This window comes from Flavivirga spongiicola, assembly GCF_030540825.1.
Lineage (GTDB): Bacteria > Bacteroidota > Bacteroidia > Flavobacteriales > Flavobacteriaceae > Flavivirga > Flavivirga spongiicola.
Genome location: NZ_JAUOEO010000001.1, coordinates 402,734 through 423,641, shown reverse-complemented (window position 1 = coordinate 423,641; position 20,908 = coordinate 402,734). Strand labels below are relative to the sequence as shown.

Genomic DNA, 20,908 nt, shown 5'->3' with positions numbered 1-20,908 from the left:
GAGTTATCGCTTTAAAGTAAAATGACCTGAAAACTCTCTACCGTCTTGTAGAAAAACTTTAAACCAATAATCATCAGTTGGCAATAGCGTACCATTAAAAGTACCATCCCAACCATCAGATTGCACGGTAAGTTGTTTTAATAATTTTCCATACCTATCGTAAATTAAAACAGTACTATTTGGTTGAAATGTGGCATTTATGCCTTTAATTTTCCAATGATCATTAATAGTATCGCCATTGGGTGTGAAAAATTTTGAATGGCCAATAACAGAAATATCTAAAGTTGAGATACCACAAATAGCATCACGAACATAGATCGTGTAAAAGCCTGCTTTTACATTATTGAAGGAAGGATCCTCTTGATAAACTGTAAAAGGAGCGTCTTCTCCTCTTAGAGCATATTCATAATCACCAAGTCCGAGGTTGGTAGGATCGATAATAACCGAGTTGTTTTCGGATAGGTCTGTAATGGTAACGTCATCTTGAGTAATGGTTGCTTTTTCTGAAGCTTTCACATCTACATGCAAGGTTCTGGAGCAACCCGTGCTATCAGTTTTAGTTAAGGTGATTGAGTACCTTCCAGGGGTTGATACTGTTAATGTAGAATTATTAGAAAGTATAGAACCATCTTCATAAGCCCACTCATAAATAAACGGTTCGTTAATATTAGTCTCAATAGGGTCTAACATGACGGTAAATGTTGGATCGGAAGTACAGACAATTTCTTCCGGGTTAATGGTGAATTCCGGTAAAGGGTTCACTACGAGTTCAATAGTTGTAGTAGCTGTACAAGACATATTATCAGGGTTTATAACCTCTACTACAATCGTTTGATTTCCTGAAATCAAGGGATTTGGTAAGGAAGGACTGTCTATAATTGAGTTGCCATTTTCATCAACATAATCAAAATAGATTTCTGTACTAGATTGAGTTCCAAGAACCGTACTACTAAATACAGAAGTATCAAAAGGAAATACACCATCATCATCCAAATCACCCGAGTCACCATCACATACTATTAGGGGTGAAACAGGATTTGCTATGGGTTGGATATCTACTTTGAACTCAATAGCTGTTTCATCATAGCAAGCACCGTCAGGATCTAAGGTGTTATTGTTTGTTACTCTAGCTATAACAGTTTGGTTAGATGTTAAAAATGGGTTTGGTAATGTAGGTGAATTGATCACGGTAATGCCATCAATATCTAAATAGGTGAAATTTACAGAAACGTCAGTTAGAGATTGTCCGTTAAGTAAGATTGTTTCAATTAAAGTTGTATCAAAAGGAAACATACCATCGTTAATATCTATATCATTATCGCATTCAATTTGAGGGGGAATTGGATTGGCAAAGGGCAAAGCTTCAACAGTTAATAAATTCGGAAATACTTCTAATCCCAAACAATTATTACCTAAATCACTTTTTACACGCACCCAAATGTCTTGTGTATTTGGTGAATTTGTATTTTGATGATTAGCAATATCTAGAATTTCGTTTGTCTCTAATTCTGCGTCCAATTGACTTTCATAAAAATGAACAGTCACATTAAACGTAGAAAATATAGTTGTAGAAATATAGTTTTTAATAGTGGACATATCAAATGTAGAAATACCGTCTCTATCGTCTAAACCATCATCACATTGATATATAGAAGTAGGGTTGTAAAGTGCAAGTACAGCACTTGAAGGGGTGACTTCCAAAGTAATTGAAACCAAGCTAAAACACCCATTAGAATCTTCAACTCCAATCCAAACTATTTCAGGGGTAAATGGCGTTGAATTTTGAAAAATTTGTGGATTAGGAATTGGATTGTTTGCGTTACTATCTAAATAATAAGAAAAGATAAGATTTTTAGCAACATGATCAGGATCTATTTCTTCTTTTATAGAATTTAATGTTAAATTGAATGAAGCTACACCGTCATTGGAAGCATCATCACATTGCGAATATGTGCTGGGAGTATTTAAAACAGGTAATGGGTGAACGGTTAATACAATTTCATCAGAATATAAACCACAACTGTTTCCAGCTAAATTTAAAAAAGCTCGATATTGATAGGTGTTATAAGATAAAGGCGTATTCGTAATATTTAAATCAGCTGTTTGAGACCCCATATAAATAGTATTATCAACTACGGTATTCCAGTTAATACCATCAGTACTAACTTCCCATTGAATAGTGTCAAATGTTGATGATACTGGAGATATTATGGCATTTGAAAGTTCACAAATTTCAGTATCAACGGGTTGCGTTGTAATAGCTATAGGGGCAACATTTAAATAATTACTATTAGGAATGGTATAACCATCACTAGCATTTGTAACTAATCCGGTAGCATTTGTTGTGACCAAATTGTCTCCTAATAAATCGTCCCCATTTGCATCAGAAAAATCAGCTTCAATGACATCGCTACAGGTATCACCATCACTATCTAAATCAAGATAAGTAAATATGGAATCATTATCTAGATCATTTGGTGTATACCCAATGATGTTACTGTCGGGAGCAGTTTCAGCGGCATCCGCCCATCCGTTTGTACCATAAGTTGGACCATCTTCAACACCATCTAGATTGGTATCGGATAATGTAGTACCAAGCTGCCCAGATTCTATTAAATCGTAGATCCCATCATTGTCACTGTCTAAATCGTAAAAATCGAAAACACCATCAGTATCAGAATCTAAAGGCAAAATGTTAATATCAAAAATGTCATCTAATCCATTAATATCTATATCTGTATTTGATAATGTTATCAGTGTACCTCTATTTTCAATAATATCTGGAAGTCCATCATTATCACTGTCTAAGTCAAATTCATCTTTAATACCATCTAAATCTGTATCTTTTTTAAAGCAGGTAAGGGATATCTCACCACTAAATGTGGAAGCTGTAGTTGTGTTTATTAATTTATGGATAAAAGAAAACCCATCAACTTGATTAGCAAAAAATTGATAAGGCGTATTGCCTGAAGGGGTAGGGTTTATTTTAAAATGAATTTCGGATCCCGAAATTTGAGTCACATTTGCTTCAAAAACACCATCAAAATTGGAATCGATTAATAAGCGATCATCGGGGTCTATGAGTGTGATGTTTTTATTTACAGGTGAAATTTTTGCAACAAAAGATTCACCAGTGGTTGCCACATGTGTAATTGCTGTATCTTCCATGAATTTCACATTCACTGATTCAGTAAAAGCTAATGAATATGTACTTTCTGCATGAGCTGCCGGTTGAACAATGCTTGTAAAACCACCAGAGTTTGTGCCTGTAATGGTATTTGTTGTATTTCCAGAACTATTATTTTGAATGAATGTCGATGAAGTTATTGAAGTATTAACGGTATTATCCTGAAAAATAAGTTGTGGTTGGTTCGTATTCGCAATATTTACAGTAACATCACCTCTTGATTCTGTACAATTAAGTATACCGTCATTATCATTATCTATATCAATGTTATCAATAATACCATCATTGTCAATATCGTCTGGACAGATGCTTACAGGTACTTCTGCCGATTCTAATCTTTCTAATGTACATGTAATGATGCCAATTAATTTATATTTCCCTGGTACAGTTGGTGTTAAAACGGGTGTACTTATAGATAGGTTTTGGAACCCAGATCCATCATCAAACCACCATTCAAAACTATCAAAGTTTTGAGTGTTAGCAGCTTCTAGAGTGATATTGGGAATACAATTTCCCAAGGTTGCAAATTGTGCGTCAAAATTAATTTCTGGTGCCGAAGGAAAGCCAGAATAAAAACTTCCGGATGTTGCTGCGCCATTAAAATTAAAATAAGCGCAATATAATTCATCACTACTTTCTACAGATATATTTCCAAAAAGGCCAGTAACTTTGTAAGTGACATAATCGGATTTCCCATTAACAGCACTCGGACCAATTGTAGAAAAACTTGATATGGGCGTGTTATTAATAGTTATGGTAGCTCCAGATTTTGTTACTACGGTAATACCTCCTGTATAATTAGTGCCCCCAATATGTTCAATATTTGCTATATTATCCAGATTACCTCTGGCTTCACAGCTTAATGGTGGTACAAAAAACATCCCTTGATTGGCTTCACTATTTGTAGCTCCTACACCTTGATAAGCAAAAGTAGGTAAAGAGGTTTCTACATACATATTGCCATTAGCATTATAGTTGTTTCCCTCTATTAAATAATAATCTCCTGCATTAATTGTTGCTATTGGAGTATTGCCATTTATACTTATAGTTGTATTATCTGTATGTGCTACTATTAAAATATTCTCCCAGGCGTTATCACCATCACCTTTAACAAAAATATATTCTGTACCGACTTTTGATAAATCAACAATTTGGTCTATTCCATAATCTCTACTGTTACCGTTATGAAAGCTACCATTAGCAGAACCACAATTTACTACGACGGGTTTATCCGAATTTATTAAACACCCTATTAATCCATCGCGGTTAATAACTGAGGAACTACTGTTTGTTGCTATAGTATAACTTTCACCTTTGTTTAAAGTGGTGTTTATAGGAGTGGTTCCCGTATAATTTTTTATAATAATACCGGCAGGAAGGTTACTAAAAGTGACTAGTGTATTATCTTCGGTTGCCATGACAGATGCAAAATTCAAATAATTGTCTTGAGGGTTTTCATTGGTATAACTACCTACTCTAAAAGTAGTCCCTAATGCAGAAAGCCCTTTACTAACTAAAGCCCCAGCCTGAGCACCTCCACCTGCATTCATTCTTACAGATACATAGATAGTACTTTCAGCTTCAATAATATACCCCTTATTATTAACGACTACGCTGGTTTGTGATGAAGGAATGAATAACTGTCCATTTCCAAAACCTAAGGAGATTTGTTGAGGGGTTGTATTAGAAACATTACCAGTTATATAGCTAGAGATGGGTTGACCTACAGGTTTAATGGTAAATGGAACATCTGTTGCACTGGGTGTTGATAAATAGATATACTGATCTTCTGGATTGGCATTTCCAAACTCGGCACTTGTTAATGGTGGGATATAATGTGTTTTACTTAATTGCGAATAACCTTGTGTGGTAATAGTAATTATAAATATTAACAATGTTTTTTTGTAAAAAGCAGATGATTGCATAAGTCTATTGTTAATAAGTAAACTAAATACTAAAATATAGTATTTAGTTTACTTAGACTTTATAAAACCAAGAAGGTTTAATCTTTTTAGATAAAAAGATTAAAATGGCGATTATTTAGTAAAATAATTGTTGCAATTATCTTACTTTAATAATAAAATAGGGTAGTATTATCGTTTTAATGCAAAGTGCCCTTGAAGATTAAAAGCATTACCATTCTGAATTACCTCGGCAGAGAACCAATAATCATCAGAAGGCATGTTTTCCCCATTATAGGTACCGTCCCAACCAATAGATGTGTGTGGTAAAGTTTTAAGAAGTTTACCATGTCTGTTGTAAATATGTACAACTGTACCTGGTAAGAACTCAATACCTACAATGTGCCAAGTATCGTAAAAACCATCACTATTCGGGGTAACAAATTTTGGAACATCAAAAACCATAACATCTTGTGTCACATCCATACATCCATTTAAATCTCTAACAGTGACCGTATGCATTCCAAATGTGACATTTTCAAAGATATTGGATGTTTGCGGTTCCCCATCATCTAAGATAAATACATAATTGCCAGTATTATTAGTATTAATGTCAACTGTAATACTATTTGGATCTGCAAAATCAACCGTTGTAGTAAAGTTTATAGTAGCGGCTTCAGATTCTATGACAGAAAAAGGATGCGTATAAGGGCAATTACCGGTGATATAGGATCTGGTAACTGTCACTGAGTAATTTCCTATATCATTAATATCATTTAGTAATATTTCTGATGTTGTTGCACCTGTAGACCATAAATAGGTATCATCAGGATGACCAGTTTCTGCACTAATTACCAAAGGTAAATTATCTGTACATAATGGAACAATATCATCAATAGGGATGACTGGTAAAGGGTTGATACGCGTTGTAAATTCTGTTGTATCAAAGCAACCTGTATGATTGTTTTCAATACGGGCATAAATGGTTTCTCCATCAGATGCTAGATAATTATTGTTTATAGCATTGGTCCCTGCTCCGGCATTAACAGAATCATTATAATAGGTAATATTATAGTCTGGGGCGTTTTGAGTTCCCAAAATGGTATTAGCAGTTAAAGTTAGTAAATCAAACTCAAAAAGGCCATCAAAATTATCATCACAAGTAATTAAACTTGCAACTGTATTAGCGACAGGGTTTGGGTTTATTTGTAAATCAAATGAAGGTGCAATAAAGCAACCTGTTACAACATCCGACACCCTTATAAAGATAGTATGACTACTTGCTGTATAATTAAATATATTATTTAGTGGTGCCAGATTATTGTCGGCATCGCCTTGTGTATTGTGATATGAAATATTGATTGAGCTAGGGTCATCCACAATCATAGCATCGACAGTTGATAAATCAAAAGTATCTGTATCATTATCACATATGGGTATCACTCCTATGTTATTAATAGGAGGGGGAAGGTTTACTCTTAATTCCAATGGAACAACACTGAAACAACTAGTTAAAGTATTTGCTACTTTAATATAAACGGTTTTAGCGCCTGAATTAAAACTTGATGGTGTCGTTATTTCATTGGTATTATCTAAGCCATCATTTTGATTAATATCGCCTAAATCTTCAAAGTAATTTATTATAAGATTGGTTTGAATTCTATCTAAAATTTCAAAATCTGCCGTTGTTAAATCAAATGCAGTGATACCATCGTAATCTTCATCGCAAAGTATTAAGGCCGTTGGGGTAGTAATATCTGGAGCAGCAAGAATATTGATGCTGACCTCTTCTATGACAAAACATAGGGAATCATCGCTTTCAATCCTAGCGTATAAAGTTTGTGGGTTTCTGGTATTTGTATAAGTGAGAGGTAGTGCATTATTATTGTTCTCAGCATCCACTCGGGTAAAATGGAATGTGATATTTAAAGGTTCTGGAGGGGTAGAACCTTCTATCTCTAATATTTTTTCGTTTAAATCGAAAGTATCTATACCATCATTACTAATGTCATCACATCTTAAAAAAGGAGCTGGGACATTATAAACTGGGTCTGGTGACACTTGTAATATGAATGATGCGGTGTCAAAACAGTTAGCATCCGTTATGTTTTCTACACGTACATAAATGGTCTGCGGGCTCGATGTATTTTGATATATGTTGTTTTTATCAATTGATAAAGTAAAAGCGGCATCTTCAAAATAAAAAACTTCTTTACCTGTTTGCCCATTTAAAATTTCTGCATCTTTATCAACTAATAAGAAATCGGCAGTACTACCACCACCTATTTGACAAATTTGAAAGTTACTAATGGCTGGAATATTGGGTAAGGTATTAATAATAACTTCAAGTTCAACAATATTATAGCACCCAGAAGTATTTGTAGTGCTTTCTACTCTGATATAAATAGTCTGAGTGGTTGCATTAAAAGCCGTAACGTCGCTTGAAGGAATAGGGTTTGTAAAGGTATTAGCATCATCAAAAGACGTAAAAAAATCTATGTCTAATCCAGTTGGGTCCGTTACTACTTCAGGGATTTTATCCTCAAGATTTATAATAGAAAAACCATCGTCATCAGTATCACAAATTAGAAAAGGTGTTGGTTGTGTCGCGGCAGGCGCTAAAACAACTTCAATTTGAAAAGAATTTATAGTAGCACATAGAGGGTTAGCGTTATTTTCAATTCGAGCAAAAATAGTTTCTATTGAGTTCGCATTTGTATAAAAAGGTGGTAGCTCATTTAATTGGGTATCTGCATCCGCAAAGGAGGTGAAATAAGTAACCGAAAAATCCGGATTACCATTTGTTACCATATCGTCAAGTGAATGTAAATCAATACTAACAATGCCATCATCGTCCGTATCACAATAAGGGATAGGATTTGCAGGATTAAATTGTAATATGGGGTTTAATAGAAGTGTAATATCACCAACTTCTGTACAGTTACCATTATCCAGACGCACATATAATACTTTAGGACTTAAAGCTTCATAAAACGTACCCTTGGGAATAGGATTAACATTATTATCTCTATCTGGCTCTGTTTCATAAAATGTTACAGTAGCTGGATTAGGTAAATCGTTATTTATTTCGGTTTCTACAGTAGTTAGATCAAACCTAAATATATCGTCACTAATATCATTATCATCACATGTAGCAAAATCTCCTAAGTCTGTACCAGTTAAAAGCAGGTTGGTATGAATCTCAAGAGAGATAATAGAAGCACAGAGTGTCGTATCATCTTCTATTCTTATGTAAATAGTTTGTTGTTCAAAGTTTGTATTTTGATAATTCGTTTCATTAGTAATAGGATTAATACCAGCATTTGCATCGTCAAAGCTCTCATGAAATGTTGGGGTTACATTGGCAGGTAAACCACCGACAATATTATTTAAAGCATCTGTTAAATCAAAATTGGCTGTCCCATCTAAATCTCTATCACAGGCATCCAGATATAAAGTCTCTCTATCTACTATGGGGCTAATTGTAATGTCAACCGATAATGTTGCAGAACTATTAACACAACCTGTTAATGCGTCTATCACACGAACGTAAACTACTTCTGCATTTGGAGGTGCATTTGTATTAACATATGGTGATGATATAGGATTGTTACCCGTATTGGCATCTGCTGGATTACGGTGATAAGACACTATAAGATTATTTTGACCATTGGTTATTTCATTATCCTTTTGTGTTAGGTCTATGATGGCAAAACCATCAGGAGAATCATCTTCATCACAAATTTCTAAGTTTGATGGAGAGGTTATATTAGGAACTGGATTTACAACTAAGTCAAAAGTAGTATAAGCAAAACAGTTACTGTCTAAATCGTCTATTCTAACATAAATAGTTTGTCGCGGACTAACTGTATTGGGGATTTGGGTAGTAATAGCATTAATATTGCCTCTGGCATCTGCATCTGAATAATGATATGTAAACGTATAACTTGAAAAGGGAATGTTATTAATGAGCTCCGTATTTTTAGTTGAAAGATCAAATATTTCAACACCATCACCACTTACATCATCGCATAATTGATAATCACTAATAGGCGTAATAGGTTCTTCTGTATTTAATGTGACATTTATTTCATCTTCTTCAGGACAACTCGCACCATTTAAGTCCACAGTCACTACAACTCTATAGGTACCACTTTGTATGGCATTATAGGTAGGGTTTATAGCGCCAGCTATTAAGTTATTATCTAAGTACCAGGCATAAGTAGCTAAAGGGTTTTGTATATCTGCATCTAAAAGCGTTGCGCTGGCACAAGTTTCTATATCTTCACCTAAGTCTAAAATTTTAAAACTATCTCCTTCAATAAATACTGCGGAATCAAAAGTGCCATCATTTTGATCTGCAATGATTATTTTAATATGATATTCGACATTAGGCATAATGGTCGTTGATGCCGTTAATACGTTGGTTCGTCCAACATAATTTGTGTCACCTATATTGTAACCATCAAAATACTGTTCGTTTTGAGGTGCACAGGCAGGCAGTAAGTTAGGGCGTATGTTATTTGTGTTAACAGGATCTGACGTACCTGGTACTAAAGCAATATTTTGATAAGGTCCCGTACTGGTCGCTTCTCTAATAAGAAATACAAAGCCATCAGAAACTAGACAGGGATTAATACCATCATAGTCTTCTGAAGCAAATAAATAGTTAAATTGGATTTGGTTGGATATAGATACGATGTCAAATTCTATAGATGTCGCATTAAGTGTATTTGTAATACCCAAAGCGGTTTCTAAATCCGGATCTGTTCCCCAGGTTGTAGAACTTTCACTAAGCGTAGGCGTGATGACACCGTTTCCACCAGATGCTGCACTACCAGTTGAGAGCATGATACCATTTTCAAAAGGGAAATTTGAGCTGGCACGCTCAAAATAACCATAGCTCGGTAAACCATGGGTATTACCATTAACTGATGATGTTATATTAGAAATATCTACACAACCATCTACTAGGTTATCTTCTATAAGTTGCTGTAAACCAACATTACTGTCTACTGATATTTGCTGAGCAAGTATAAAGTTGTTACCGCAAATGAATATAAGCAAGAAATAGTAAATAAATCTCATGGTTTGTAGGTATTCTTTTTTATTCTTTTAGACTAATATTTACTTAAATAGAATAAAGGGTAAATTATGCTCGGAAAGTAGCTGTTTTTTGGGTGAAACACAAAAAAACACAACGAAACGCATTTTTATTAGTTTTGAGGTCTTTTTTTAATGAACTTATCTTGATTTTTTTATTCAAGCGAAAAGTCATGTGCCAGCAGGCAGGAGCTTCTAGATGAAGACTTTTTTGAGCATCATAGTATTGTTACGATGTAATAATACCAATTCTCATTAGATATTACCCTAATAAAACGCCCTTTTTTCCTTTATATCTCAGCATAAAAAGAAACCGTAACTATGGCTATGGTTTCTTTTTCTGTTTCGTATAAAGAAAAAAATCATCATTTTCTTTTACGGTAATATCAAACAAGAACTGGTATAAAAAGACAAAACATGGGAATAAAATAGCCTGCCTCGTTGCAGAACGGGGATGATTTTGAAGCAGATCATAAAAAGCCAAGATGAGCTCAATGCTTTAGGGTAAAATGATTCTTAAAGACTCTTCCGTCTTGTAATTCAATGGCAAACCAATAATCATCAACTGGTAAACTTTCACCATTAATAGTGCCATCCCAACCCCTGCCAACAGGATTGATTTGTTTTATTAATTTACCATACCTATTAAAAATACGAATTTTGGTATTTGGTTGAAACATACTTGAAACACCATATATTTGCCAAGTGTCATGAATGCCATCATTATTGGGTGTAAAGAATTTAGGGAAACCAATAACTGAAACTTTATCATTAGTTAGACCACAATCATTTTTCACATCTTTTACAGCTATAGTATAGATGCCAGGAGGAACATTTTCAAAGATATTATTTGTCTGGTATGGAAATGCTATAACATTGTTTTCGTCAAGTAATCTATATTGATATGTTCCTTCCCCAGATACGATTACAGTAATGGTATTGTTTTGAGAGGCATCAACGACATTGATTTCTTGAAAAGTCGCTATGTTAGAAGGTTCAACAATAATTGTTCTATTTTTAGTGCATCCATTAGCATTAGTAACCATTACGTTATAAGTACCGGGTTCATTTATTGGAATTTCATAAGAGGTTTCACCAGTAGACCAATTATAAGTATAATTAGCAGGAGAATCGTTTAAAAGAGCAGCATTGATAGTAATGGTTTGAGGAAACGTATTTAAACAATAATAGGTTAACGCTTCAGTATCAATGTCTGGTAATCGGTTAACAGTAAGTACTATCTCGCTAATACCATAGCAGTTATTTGCATTTTCTACACGCGCATAGATGGTTTGTGAATATGGTATGGTATTCGTAAAAGAAGTGCCTAAATCATTTTGTTCTAAAAGCGCATCATCATAGGTCTCAAAATAAGAGATCGCTAATCCAGGAGGAAGCCCATTAAGAATAGCAGTATTTGCATCACTTAAGTTAAAAATATGATATCCATCTTCTGTACCATCATCATCACAAACAGGAGGTAAGGCAGTATCATTAGAGTCTGTAGTACTTACTTCAAGTGTTAGTTCACAATGACTTAAACAACCAGTGTTATTATTGATAACTTCTACATAAATTATTTGAGGATTTGACCTATTTATATATGAATCACCAGAAACCTCTATAGTTCTAGCTGAATCTGTATAGAACCTGGTAGAACGGTTAGAAATATGACCTGTTAGATCATCATTGGTTTCATTAAGATTAAATATTGTGAAGTCATCAATGGTCCCATCTTCATCACACTGTAATATATTATGATTAAAGGCTTCTGGGTTTGGATTAACTACTAAATTTAAAGGCGTAATACTTTTACAATCTGGATTTAAGACATCTTCAATTCTAACAAAAATTTGCTCATTAAACGCTGTTACATTTGGATATAAATTTTGAAGTGGAGATGTTTTCGTTTCTGCATTAGTTTGAGAATTATAATAGGTTATATTAAAATCTGCAGGATTTTGACCATTTAAAATTTCATTATTTTTTAAGGTTAAATCAAAACGAATATGCCCATTTTTATCATCACCATCATCTAAATCATCACAGAGAACAAAGTCTGAAGGTGCCATAAAATGGGGACCAATATTTACATTTAAATCAAAATCAGCCAATTCAAAACATTCTGTACTATTATCGGTTATTCTTGCATAAATCGTTTGCGGATTACTAATGTTGGTATATGGGCTAGTTAATTCATTTATACCAATATTGGCATCACTTGCAGACTTGTGATAGGTTATAGTAACATCGGTTTGTGTGCCTAGAATTGCGGGTGTATTATCAGTTAAATTAAAAGTAGTGAAGCCATCATTAAACGGCGTTACTACATCACAACTTTCTAAACCTAGCGGTGTTCCATTTGTTGTAGATTCATTTGTTGGTGGTTCGGAGAATTGAGCGGTACCCGTCCATTCTAAACTAAAGGGACTATTACCTATAGGTCTGTCAATTACGATATAATAAGTTTCTCCAACCTTTACGTCTAACCATTTTACAAAACTATTACCATTAGCTCCAGGACCTTCAGAAGTATCTGTAGATGAACTGTTCATACCTGTTAAATTATTACTTTGATTGGCACTTTGAGGGTTTGTTGTTGAGCATCTTATGGCTTGCCCTATATTACCACAGGATACATTAGGGCCAAAAACAAAAAAATCATAATCTTCAATAATATTAGTACTATTAGGAGTTAATGTAAAACCTAATGTTCCATTTGTAATCATAGTTACTTTTAGCCAAATACTATTGTTTTCTTGGCTAGAGCAACTATTAGAACCATTTAACTCCTGAGTTCCAACACCGTTAACATCTAACGTTATGTTAGAATTTCCGCAAGCTATTACTGAATTAATACAGTCTGTAGGCTCTTGTGCAAAAGTATAATTACAAAGCATTATCAATGTAGAAAAAAAGAAAAGCTTTGTAAGTAGATCCAATGGTTTAATATTTTAGGGAGAAATGATTCTTAAAGACTCTTCCATCTTGTAATTCAATAGCAAACCAATAATCATCAACTGGTAATCTTTCACCATTACTGGTACCATCCCAACCTGTACCAATAGGGTTTATTTGTTTTATTAATTTACCGTATCTATTAAAAATCCGAATTTTGGTGTTTGGTTGAAACATACTTGAAACACCATATATTTGCCAGGTGTCATGCATGCCATCATTATTAGGTGTAAAGAATTTAGGGAAACCGATCACAGAAACTCTATCGTTGGTTAGACCACAATCATTTTTTACATCTTTTACAGTTATAGTATAGATGCCAGGAGGGACATTTTCGAAGATATTATTTTCCTGGTATGGAAATACTACAATATTGTTTTTGTCAAGTAATCTATATTGATATATGCCTTCACCAGATACGATTACAGTAATGGTGTTATTTTGAGAGGCATCAACGACATTAATTTCTTGAATAGTCGCTACGTTGGAAGGTTCAACAATAATCGTTCTGCTTTTAGAACATCCATTAGCATTAGTAACCATTACGTTATAAGTACCGGGTTCATTTATTGGAATTTCATAAGAGGTTTCTCCTGTAGACCAATTATAAGTATAATCGTTTTGCAAACTATTTAAAATACCTGCATTAATTGGCATGGTTTGAGGATACTCATTTAAGCAATAATAATAAGTTAAATCTTCTGTGTCTATCTTAGGTAATTCTTTGACAATAAGTGTTACTTCCCCTATACCAAAACAAGCATTGTTATTTTCTACACGTGCATAAATGGTTTGATTATAGGGATTATTTTCATTTGTATAGGGTGTTCCTAAATTGTTTTCTTCTAAAAGTGCATCCTCATAAGTTTCGTAATAGGTTATTGGATAAGTAAAACCATTAATAGTTTGAATATTAGTCGTGATATCATTTAAATTGAACATATTGATACCATCTTCAGACCCTAGCTCATCACACGCATCATCATAAGTATAAGGTCGAATGTTTTCAATGCTTAAATTCAAAGTCAATTCAGCAGTATCATAACAGTTTGTATCTATGTTATAAACTTCAACATATATTTGGCTGGGAATATCTGCATTAAAGATATAATTACTACTATTTGGAACTTCATTATTTCTACTACTATCAGTAAAAAATCTAGTGGCTAGTTCCGGAATGCCACCGGTTAGATTATCGTCGGCCTGGGTTAAATCAAATCTTGTAAACCCACCTAAAACCCCATCTTCATCACATTGCGTAAGGGTGGTATCATGAGCTATCGGGTTTTGGGAAAAGCTAACAGTTGCAATGCCTTCAAAGGTATCATCACATTCACCGGTATTTAAATCAATAAATACTTTGTAAAGCCCTGGAGTAGAGACCTCCAGATCGAAATCCGATTCTGCTAAAGGGTTTCCATTTAAAGACCATGAATAAATGGCTCCAGGAGTGTCATCTGCTCTCAATGTATAAGTTTCTCCATCACATAATTGTAATCTCGTTGTAGCTACAGTACTATTTCTTATAATATCAATTTTTTCAGCAAAGAAAGATGTTATAAAAGGCGGTAAGCCTTGTCTTGAGTTACGACTTAAACTTATAGCATTATGATCGTAATCACATGAAGCCCCCAAAGCATTGGGGTTATTTATAACAGACAAAAAGGGAGAGCCAATAGTATATGTTCTGCTCATTGACCTATAAATTCTACCATCGGGTCCTAATTGTAAACTACCTCTATACATTTGTCTGTTATCTATGACGACCTCAGTAGCACTTATATTGCTGGCAGTTAGATCATACTGTAATAGTGCGCTATATTGTTCTGCTGGATTTCTAAATTCTTCATCTGTTTGAGGGTCGTAATAAGCTGATACATACAAAACATCATTATTTTGAGAAAACTCAACACCATAAGGTGAGTGTCTTTTTCCCGGACGAGAAAAGTTGATATTTATTTGGTTTTGATTACTAACAATCCCCGTATTTACATCAAAATCGTAAAGAAATAAATCGCTTGTTGAATTAGCGCACACTAGTTTTGTGCCATCTGGAGACAATTTCAAATAGCCTCTTTGATCGGATACAAAAAGGTCTGTAAAAGTGGAAGAAACGGGTGTTGTGTTTATACCCGTATCTGTGACTTCATAAGCGTGAAATGTATTAAAAACATCATCTGCGGGATTTCCATTTAAAGAAGATAAGGTAATCACCCAAAGTGCTTGTGTTTCGCAATCTTTTACAACAGCACTAATTTTTTCGGTACTGTTAGGAAGTAAATTAATATTTTTTGATGTGACATCTCCAAAGCCTCCATTTAGTCTCATATCAACTTCAGAATAGTGAAACCCTCTATCTGGATCACCACTTAAAGAGGTGTCAGCAGTAAAAATATAATAGATATTGGGATCTTTAGGTTTAGGAATTACGATGGCTGATTGTGTACTGGAAGGGTCGCCATATAGACCATTTCCTGCTATCCTATTTGCATTTGGCATAGGTCTATGTAATCTATCCCATACCGTTATACCATCGGTATAAAATAATAAATTACCATCAACATCAGAAATTGTAGTACAGCCTTCATCCGTACTTAATTGACCGTCCGTTAGATCTGAAATAGTTCCATCAGCATTAAAACGGATGCCAGCATGATCACCAAAATACCAATTTGCTGCCTCGTTTTGAGAAAAAGCTGTATGGCTTGTAATAATGAATATTGTTAATACGATGATTTTTCTCATATATTTTGGCAATGGCTACCAAATATATTATAAATCTCGCTTTTTTAATAATCTATACGATAAAAAGATAAATAGAGCAGTCCAACCTAAAACAATAGCAATTTCATACCAATACACATAGTAGTCATATGTCAAGTCTTCTCCTAATTGAGCTGCCAATTCTTTTGCTGCGGATAGCCTTGATCCAGGTTCATCAATTAAATTCCACATGGATTTGAATGGTAAAAATTGATATATACTATTTGTTTCATCAAAACCTTTATAATAACCGCTAATCATAAAGTAACTAATGAATTCTATTAAAAATAAAACAGCCATAGCAGCAATGGCAAAAGCGGAACGTTTAATGAGTACTCCTAAAAATAGACCGAAAGAGAAAAAACACATTAGTTTTATAAAGAATGCCAACAAAAACTCTAGATCGGTAAAAATGATTGCTGGTTCGGTAAAACTAGAATAGATTAGTCCTAAAATAATAGAAACTAGAAACACAAAAATTGTTGAAATTGCTGCAAAAGAAAGAACCATATAGAATTTTGACAATATAAATTCTTTTTTACTTAAACCATCAATTAAGTTTTGCTTTAACGTTTTATTGCTATATTCATTCGCTGTCATTGATACAATAACCATCAAAAGAAAAATTTTGAAAAAAGCAGCAACAAAAGTATTGAAGTGCCAGATATATGGAAAATTAAAAATCCCTAGTTCGGCTAAGTGAAATTTGATTGGACCAATATCAAATTTTATTGATGCTATTAGTGCAATTGATATTAATAATAAAAAGTATATTGCTATTAAAACCTTACTTGCTCTATTATGTTTTATTTTTTGAAATTCTATATTTAAAAGTCGTAACATGTGGTGTATTTTGGTTCTATTAGTTGTTGTCAGTTAATTGCAAGAATTGTTCTTCTAAACTTTCTTTACGCTGTACCAGGTGTGTGAGAATAATGCCTTTTTCAAATAAATATTTGTTGAAATCTTCAGATGACATAGGTGTATTTAAGAAAGCTGTTACTAAGTCATCTTCAACCTTGATATTTTCGAACGACGTATTATTTTCTAATAACGTTATTAATTCGTTCTGTTTGTTCGTTTTTAATTCGAAAAAACCATGACTGGAAATCATTTCATCTACACGACCAGAATATAACTTAGCCCCTTTGCGAAGTACAACAACGTGTGAACAGACTTTTTCAACTTCATCTAATAAATGAGATGCTAGAAGTATGGTTGTTCCTTTTGCCGCAATTTGTTTTATAATTTCTCTAATTTGATGTATGCCTTGTGGGTCTAATCCATTGGTTGGTTCATCTAAAATGAGAATCTCTGGATCATTTAAAAGTGCAGATGCGATGGCCAAACGCTGTTTCATTCCTAAAGAATAGGTTCTGAATTTACTGTCTTTTCGCTCTAAAAGCCCAACAACTTCTAACTTTTCTTCAACTTTATTATAATCAACGCCTTTAATTTTGCAAACTAACCTTAAGTTTTGAGCTGCCGTCATGTATGGATAAAAATTTGGACGCTCAATGATAGCTCCAACTTTTTTTAGAGCATCATGAGTCGTTGTATTTCCATCAAACCAATGAAAATCACCTTGTGTCTTATTTACAACGTTTAAAACTATACCCAAAGTTGTGGATTTTCCACTTCCATTTGGTCCTAAAATGCCATAAACATTGCCCTTGTTTATAGTGAATGATAAATCTTTCACCGCTGTTAAATACCCGAATTTTTTAGTGAGGTTGTTAATTGTTAGTATGGACTCCAAGTTATTAGATTTTTAATGCTGCATAAAAATAGCATTGATTAGTTGTTAAAGTATGACGACGGTCTGATTATTTTGTTACAGACTTGTTAAATAAAAGTTTTAAATTTGAGTAATTATATAATTATGCAAGATTTAAAGATATCTAAAAAAAAACCATCGTTTCCTGTAACAGCTAAATTACACGATTACCTAACCAGATATGATAGGAATACAAAAATTCCTATTTTCTATGATGATTTATTGCGTTTTCAAGGTTCTGTTGTGGTTTATGATAAAGAGGATAATGACACACTTTGGATTAGAGTTTATTATAATGAATTTGAAAGAGAAGAAATTGATTTATCATTAAAAAAGGTTTATACCATTTTGCATTCTGATGGCAATGAAAACATCATTCCTTTTTTAAATGTTGATGCGATTGATTACTGTACATTCGGAAATTCTAAGCCTTTTAGAGTTAAAGTTAGAAATATTTTAAATGACAACTTTACTCATTTTTATATTAAAACTATGGATGCATCGCGGATATATGGCTTAGAATTGGAGCATATGTTATCCCCACATAATCTCAATTTTTTGGTTTATAAAAATACGTTAATTGAAGAGCATATTGCCGGTATACCTGGAGATGAGTTTATAAAAAATATGTTGCCTAAGTGTAGTAAGTCTGAAAAGGCCCAGATAGCTAAAGAATTTGTAAAGTTTAACGAACGTTGCATGATTAGGCTTTTAGGAGATATGCGCTCATACAACTATGTTATTGTACCAACACACGATTTTGACCATGTAGTATATACGATTCGAGCTATAGATTTTGACCAGCAGTGTTATGAAGGAAAGTTTAATATTTACAGACCTCAGTTTTTTAAAGAAAATTTAAAAATGGTTGAATTAGTTGCTGCAAGTATTCAAAAACTCTCCATTGATCAATACAAAACAGAAGAACGCTCTATTTTAGTAAAACGATTAAAAAGTTTTGCAGTAAGAATAGAAAAATTGTTAGATTGTATGATGCATGATGTTATTTCTAACGAAGAAAACATAAACTTATTAAAGACTACGATCTTTGATTATACTCATGATGTAAATTTTAAACGTAGTAAAAACATGGGAGAAATACTTAAATACGCTTTAGAATTTTTAACTCGTAATTATGAAAATATAAAACTGGAGAATTTAAAATAGAAGTTTAAATCACTTCATGGAATAAAGGAGCATTAATTCCAGTTTTCATCAAAATCTAAATTGTTATAATCGTCAACATCAATACCATCTTCAAATTCATCAAAATCGTCATCTGTGTCTGCTTCAAATGACTTATCGGGAGCTTCATCTGGTACCTGACCTTGAACAAACATTAAATTAGGGTAATCCGCACCTTCTGCTTCTTCAACAATTTCAGCTAATTCAACATAGAATGTCCACATACTCATAAAGTCGTACAGATAAATCAGTTTTGTTTGTACTTCATGTACAACACTACTAATTTCGGTTTCATTCATTAAACGGGCAGAGTTATCTTCACTTAAATCGAACAACGAAATTTCTTCACCTTGGTTCCATTGCTCGTCACTTAAATAAAAAGACGCCATTTCTGTACCATTAAACCCGAAGGATTGTGTAATGATATTATGCAAATCTTCAAGAGTATCTGTTTCGCGAATTTCTAAATCGCGAAAAATATCATCTTCGGTATCATTATCTAAAATAACTCTAAATCTATAAATCATGGTAAAAAATATCTACAAAGGTAAGCTTTTTTTGACTTATTTGGAAAAACGATGCATGGTAAAAGTCATAGCACTTAATAAAAAGAAAGCGCCTATTTGATGTGCGACACCTAACCAAACGGGTACTTGTAATAATATAGTAAATACACCTAATAAAAACTGAATGCATACTATTATTAACAACATGTTTATGCCTTTTGATTGGTATCTTGTTAGGTTTAATTTTTTTGATTTTTTCCAAATTAAAACAATAAACAAAACAACTATGTACGCTAAAATTCTATGAACAAACTGAACGCCACTTTTTCCTTCAATAAAGTTTTTATACAAAGGACTTTGTTCAATATAAACGGTTTGGTGCATAAACTTACCTTCACTCATCATAGGCCAATGGTTATGTATAAAACCGGCATCTAACCCAGCTACAAACGCACCATATATTATTTGAAGTATTATAAAGGCGAGACTTAATCTTATAAGGTTTCTAAATGCTTTATTTATTTTCTTTCTATTTGGAAATATTAAATCCAGGGCCACCCAAAAAGTATATGCAAATGTTATAAAAGCTGTTGTTAAATGTGCCGCCAAACGGTAATGACTGACGTCCGGATTATCTACTAAACCACTTTTAACCATATACCACCCCAAAAAACCTTGAAAAGCTCCAAGACAGAGTAAAACGATAGATTTTTTCACAGTGGCTTTTGAGAGTTGTTTTTTTATTAGGAAGTATAAAAAAGGAATAAAAAATACGAGTCCGATAAACCGGCCGATAACACGATGTAACCATTCCCAGAAATATATATCTTTAAAATCCTGAAGGGTAAATTGATTGTTTAATTTTTGATACTCAGGGTATTGTTTATACAGATTAAAAGCTTCTTGCCATTCAACATCATTCATGGGCGGAATTGTTCCAGAAATGAGTTTGTAGTTAGATATTGATAAACCAGAATGGGTCAATCTTGTAATGCCTCCAACGACTACCATAATAAAAATAAGCAGGCAACCTGTAAGTAGCCAATAGATAACCTTTTTGTTGTCTTTTTTCATATCATTACAGCACTTTTTTAAAACAAATACTATTTGTCACATCTTTATACTGTCCATAATTGGGTATGACCATATAACCGTTTTTTTTATAAAACTGAATAGCTTCTATTTGTCTCTTTCCTGTTTCTAATATGCATGCTTCAAAATTTAATTCTTTAGACCAGTCTTCTAATCCTTTTAGAATTTTAGAAGCGACTCCTTGTCCTCTGGTTTCAGGAAGTGTAAACATACGCTTGATCTCAACTTCATTTTCGGCATGTTTTTTAAAAGCACCGCAACCAACAGGTTTGTTATCGACATAAGCAACGATTATATTTTTTAATATATCAATGTTGTTATATTGATCATAAAATTCATGATCATCTCCATCTACCACCTTTAAATAGGCATTTAATAATTTTACTAAATTGACAAAGTCTTTATTATCATAATTGGTTCTAATGAGTTTAATCAT

Annotated in this window: 10 protein-coding genes; 1 reads left to right on the top strand and 9 read right to left on the bottom strand. The window is 33.3% G+C overall.

The window, feature by feature from the left end:
* Nucleotides 1-3 precede the first annotated feature (3 nt).
* From Q4Q47_RS01490 to Q4Q47_RS01465, 6 genes are all read right to left on the bottom strand, one after another.
* Nucleotides 4-5,112 carry a T9SS type B sorting domain-containing protein gene (locus tag Q4Q47_RS01490; protein ID WP_303304883.1) on the bottom strand — a complete coding sequence of 1,703 codons (5,109 nt, stop codon included), beginning with the start codon at nt 5,110-5,112 and terminating at the stop codon, nt 4-6.
* Nucleotides 5,113-5,280: 168 nt separating this feature from the next.
* Nucleotides 5,281-10,176, bottom strand: coding sequence for a T9SS type B sorting domain-containing protein (locus tag Q4Q47_RS01485; protein WP_303304882.1), 4,896 nt, complete (start codon nt 10,174-10,176; stop codon nt 5,281-5,283).
* A gap of 506 nt (nt 10,177-10,682) precedes the next feature.
* On the bottom strand, nt 10,683-13,133 hold the full coding sequence (locus Q4Q47_RS01480; RefSeq protein WP_303304881.1) for a T9SS type B sorting domain-containing protein: 2,451 nt from the start codon (nt 13,131-13,133) through the stop codon (nt 10,683-10,685).
* 4 nt (nt 13,134-13,137) lie between these two features.
* Nucleotides 13,138-15,894, bottom strand: a complete 2,757-nt coding sequence (locus Q4Q47_RS01475; RefSeq protein WP_303304880.1) for a T9SS type B sorting domain-containing protein — start codon at nt 15,892-15,894, stop codon at nt 13,138-13,140.
* Nucleotides 15,895-15,921: 27 nt separating this feature from the next.
* Nucleotides 15,922-16,755, bottom strand: coding sequence for an ABC transporter permease (locus Q4Q47_RS01470; protein WP_303304879.1), 834 nt, complete (start codon nt 16,753-16,755; stop codon nt 15,922-15,924).
* A gap of 19 nt (nt 16,756-16,774) precedes the next feature.
* Nucleotides 16,775-17,671: an ABC transporter ATP-binding protein gene (locus tag Q4Q47_RS01465; RefSeq protein ID WP_303304878.1), complete on the bottom strand. Its 897-nt coding sequence runs from the start codon at nt 17,669-17,671 to the stop codon at nt 16,775-16,777.
* Between the two features lie 123 nt (nt 17,672-17,794).
* Here Q4Q47_RS01465 and Q4Q47_RS01460 point away from each other — a divergent pair, with 123 nt between their 5' ends.
* Nucleotides 17,795-18,856, top strand: coding sequence for a hypothetical protein (locus Q4Q47_RS01460; RefSeq protein ID WP_303308432.1), 1,062 nt, complete (start codon nt 17,795-17,797; stop codon nt 18,854-18,856).
* 32 nt (nt 18,857-18,888) lie between these two features.
* Here Q4Q47_RS01460 and Q4Q47_RS01455 read toward each other — a convergent pair whose 3' ends face one another.
* From Q4Q47_RS01455 to Q4Q47_RS01445, 3 genes are read right to left on the bottom strand one after another with little or no spacing between them, the layout of a single operon-like run.
* Entirely contained in the window at nt 18,889-19,401 is a 513-nt protein-coding gene (locus tag Q4Q47_RS01455) for an IS1096 element passenger TnpR family protein (protein ID WP_303304877.1), read from the bottom strand.
* Between the two features lie 36 nt (nt 19,402-19,437).
* Nucleotides 19,438-20,454, bottom strand: a complete 1,017-nt coding sequence (locus Q4Q47_RS01450) for a COX15/CtaA family protein (protein ID WP_303304876.1) — start codon at nt 20,452-20,454, stop codon at nt 19,438-19,440.
* Between the two features lie 4 nt (nt 20,455-20,458).
* On the bottom strand, nt 20,459-20,908 hold the full coding sequence (locus tag Q4Q47_RS01445) for a GNAT family N-acetyltransferase (protein WP_303304875.1): 450 nt from the start codon (nt 20,906-20,908) through the stop codon (nt 20,459-20,461).

Coding starts and splice junctions, on each gene's coding strand:
- Q4Q47_RS01460 (WP_303308432.1), top strand. CDS start 17,795: ATGCAAGATTTAAAGATATCTAAAAAAAAACCATCGTTTCCTGTAACA.
- Q4Q47_RS01445 (WP_303304875.1), bottom strand. CDS start 20,908: ATGATTAAACTCATTAGAACCAATTATGATAATAAAGACTTTGTCAAT.
- Q4Q47_RS01450 (WP_303304876.1), bottom strand. CDS start 20,454: ATGAAAAAAGACAACAAAAAGGTTATCTATTGGCTACTTACAGGTTGC.
- Q4Q47_RS01455 (WP_303304877.1), bottom strand. CDS start 19,401: ATGATTTATAGATTTAGAGTTATTTTAGATAATGATACCGAAGATGAT.
- Q4Q47_RS01470 (WP_303304879.1), bottom strand. CDS start 16,755: ATGTTACGACTTTTAAATATAGAATTTCAAAAAATAAAACATAATAGA.
- Q4Q47_RS01490 (WP_303304883.1), bottom strand. CDS start 5,112: ATGCAATCATCTGCTTTTTACAAAAAAACATTGTTAATATTTATAATT.
- Q4Q47_RS01475 (WP_303304880.1), bottom strand. CDS start 15,894: ATGAGAAAAATCATCGTATTAACAATATTCATTATTACAAGCCATACA.
- Q4Q47_RS01485 (WP_303304882.1), bottom strand. CDS start 10,176: ATGAGATTTATTTACTATTTCTTGCTTATATTCATTTGCGGTAACAAC.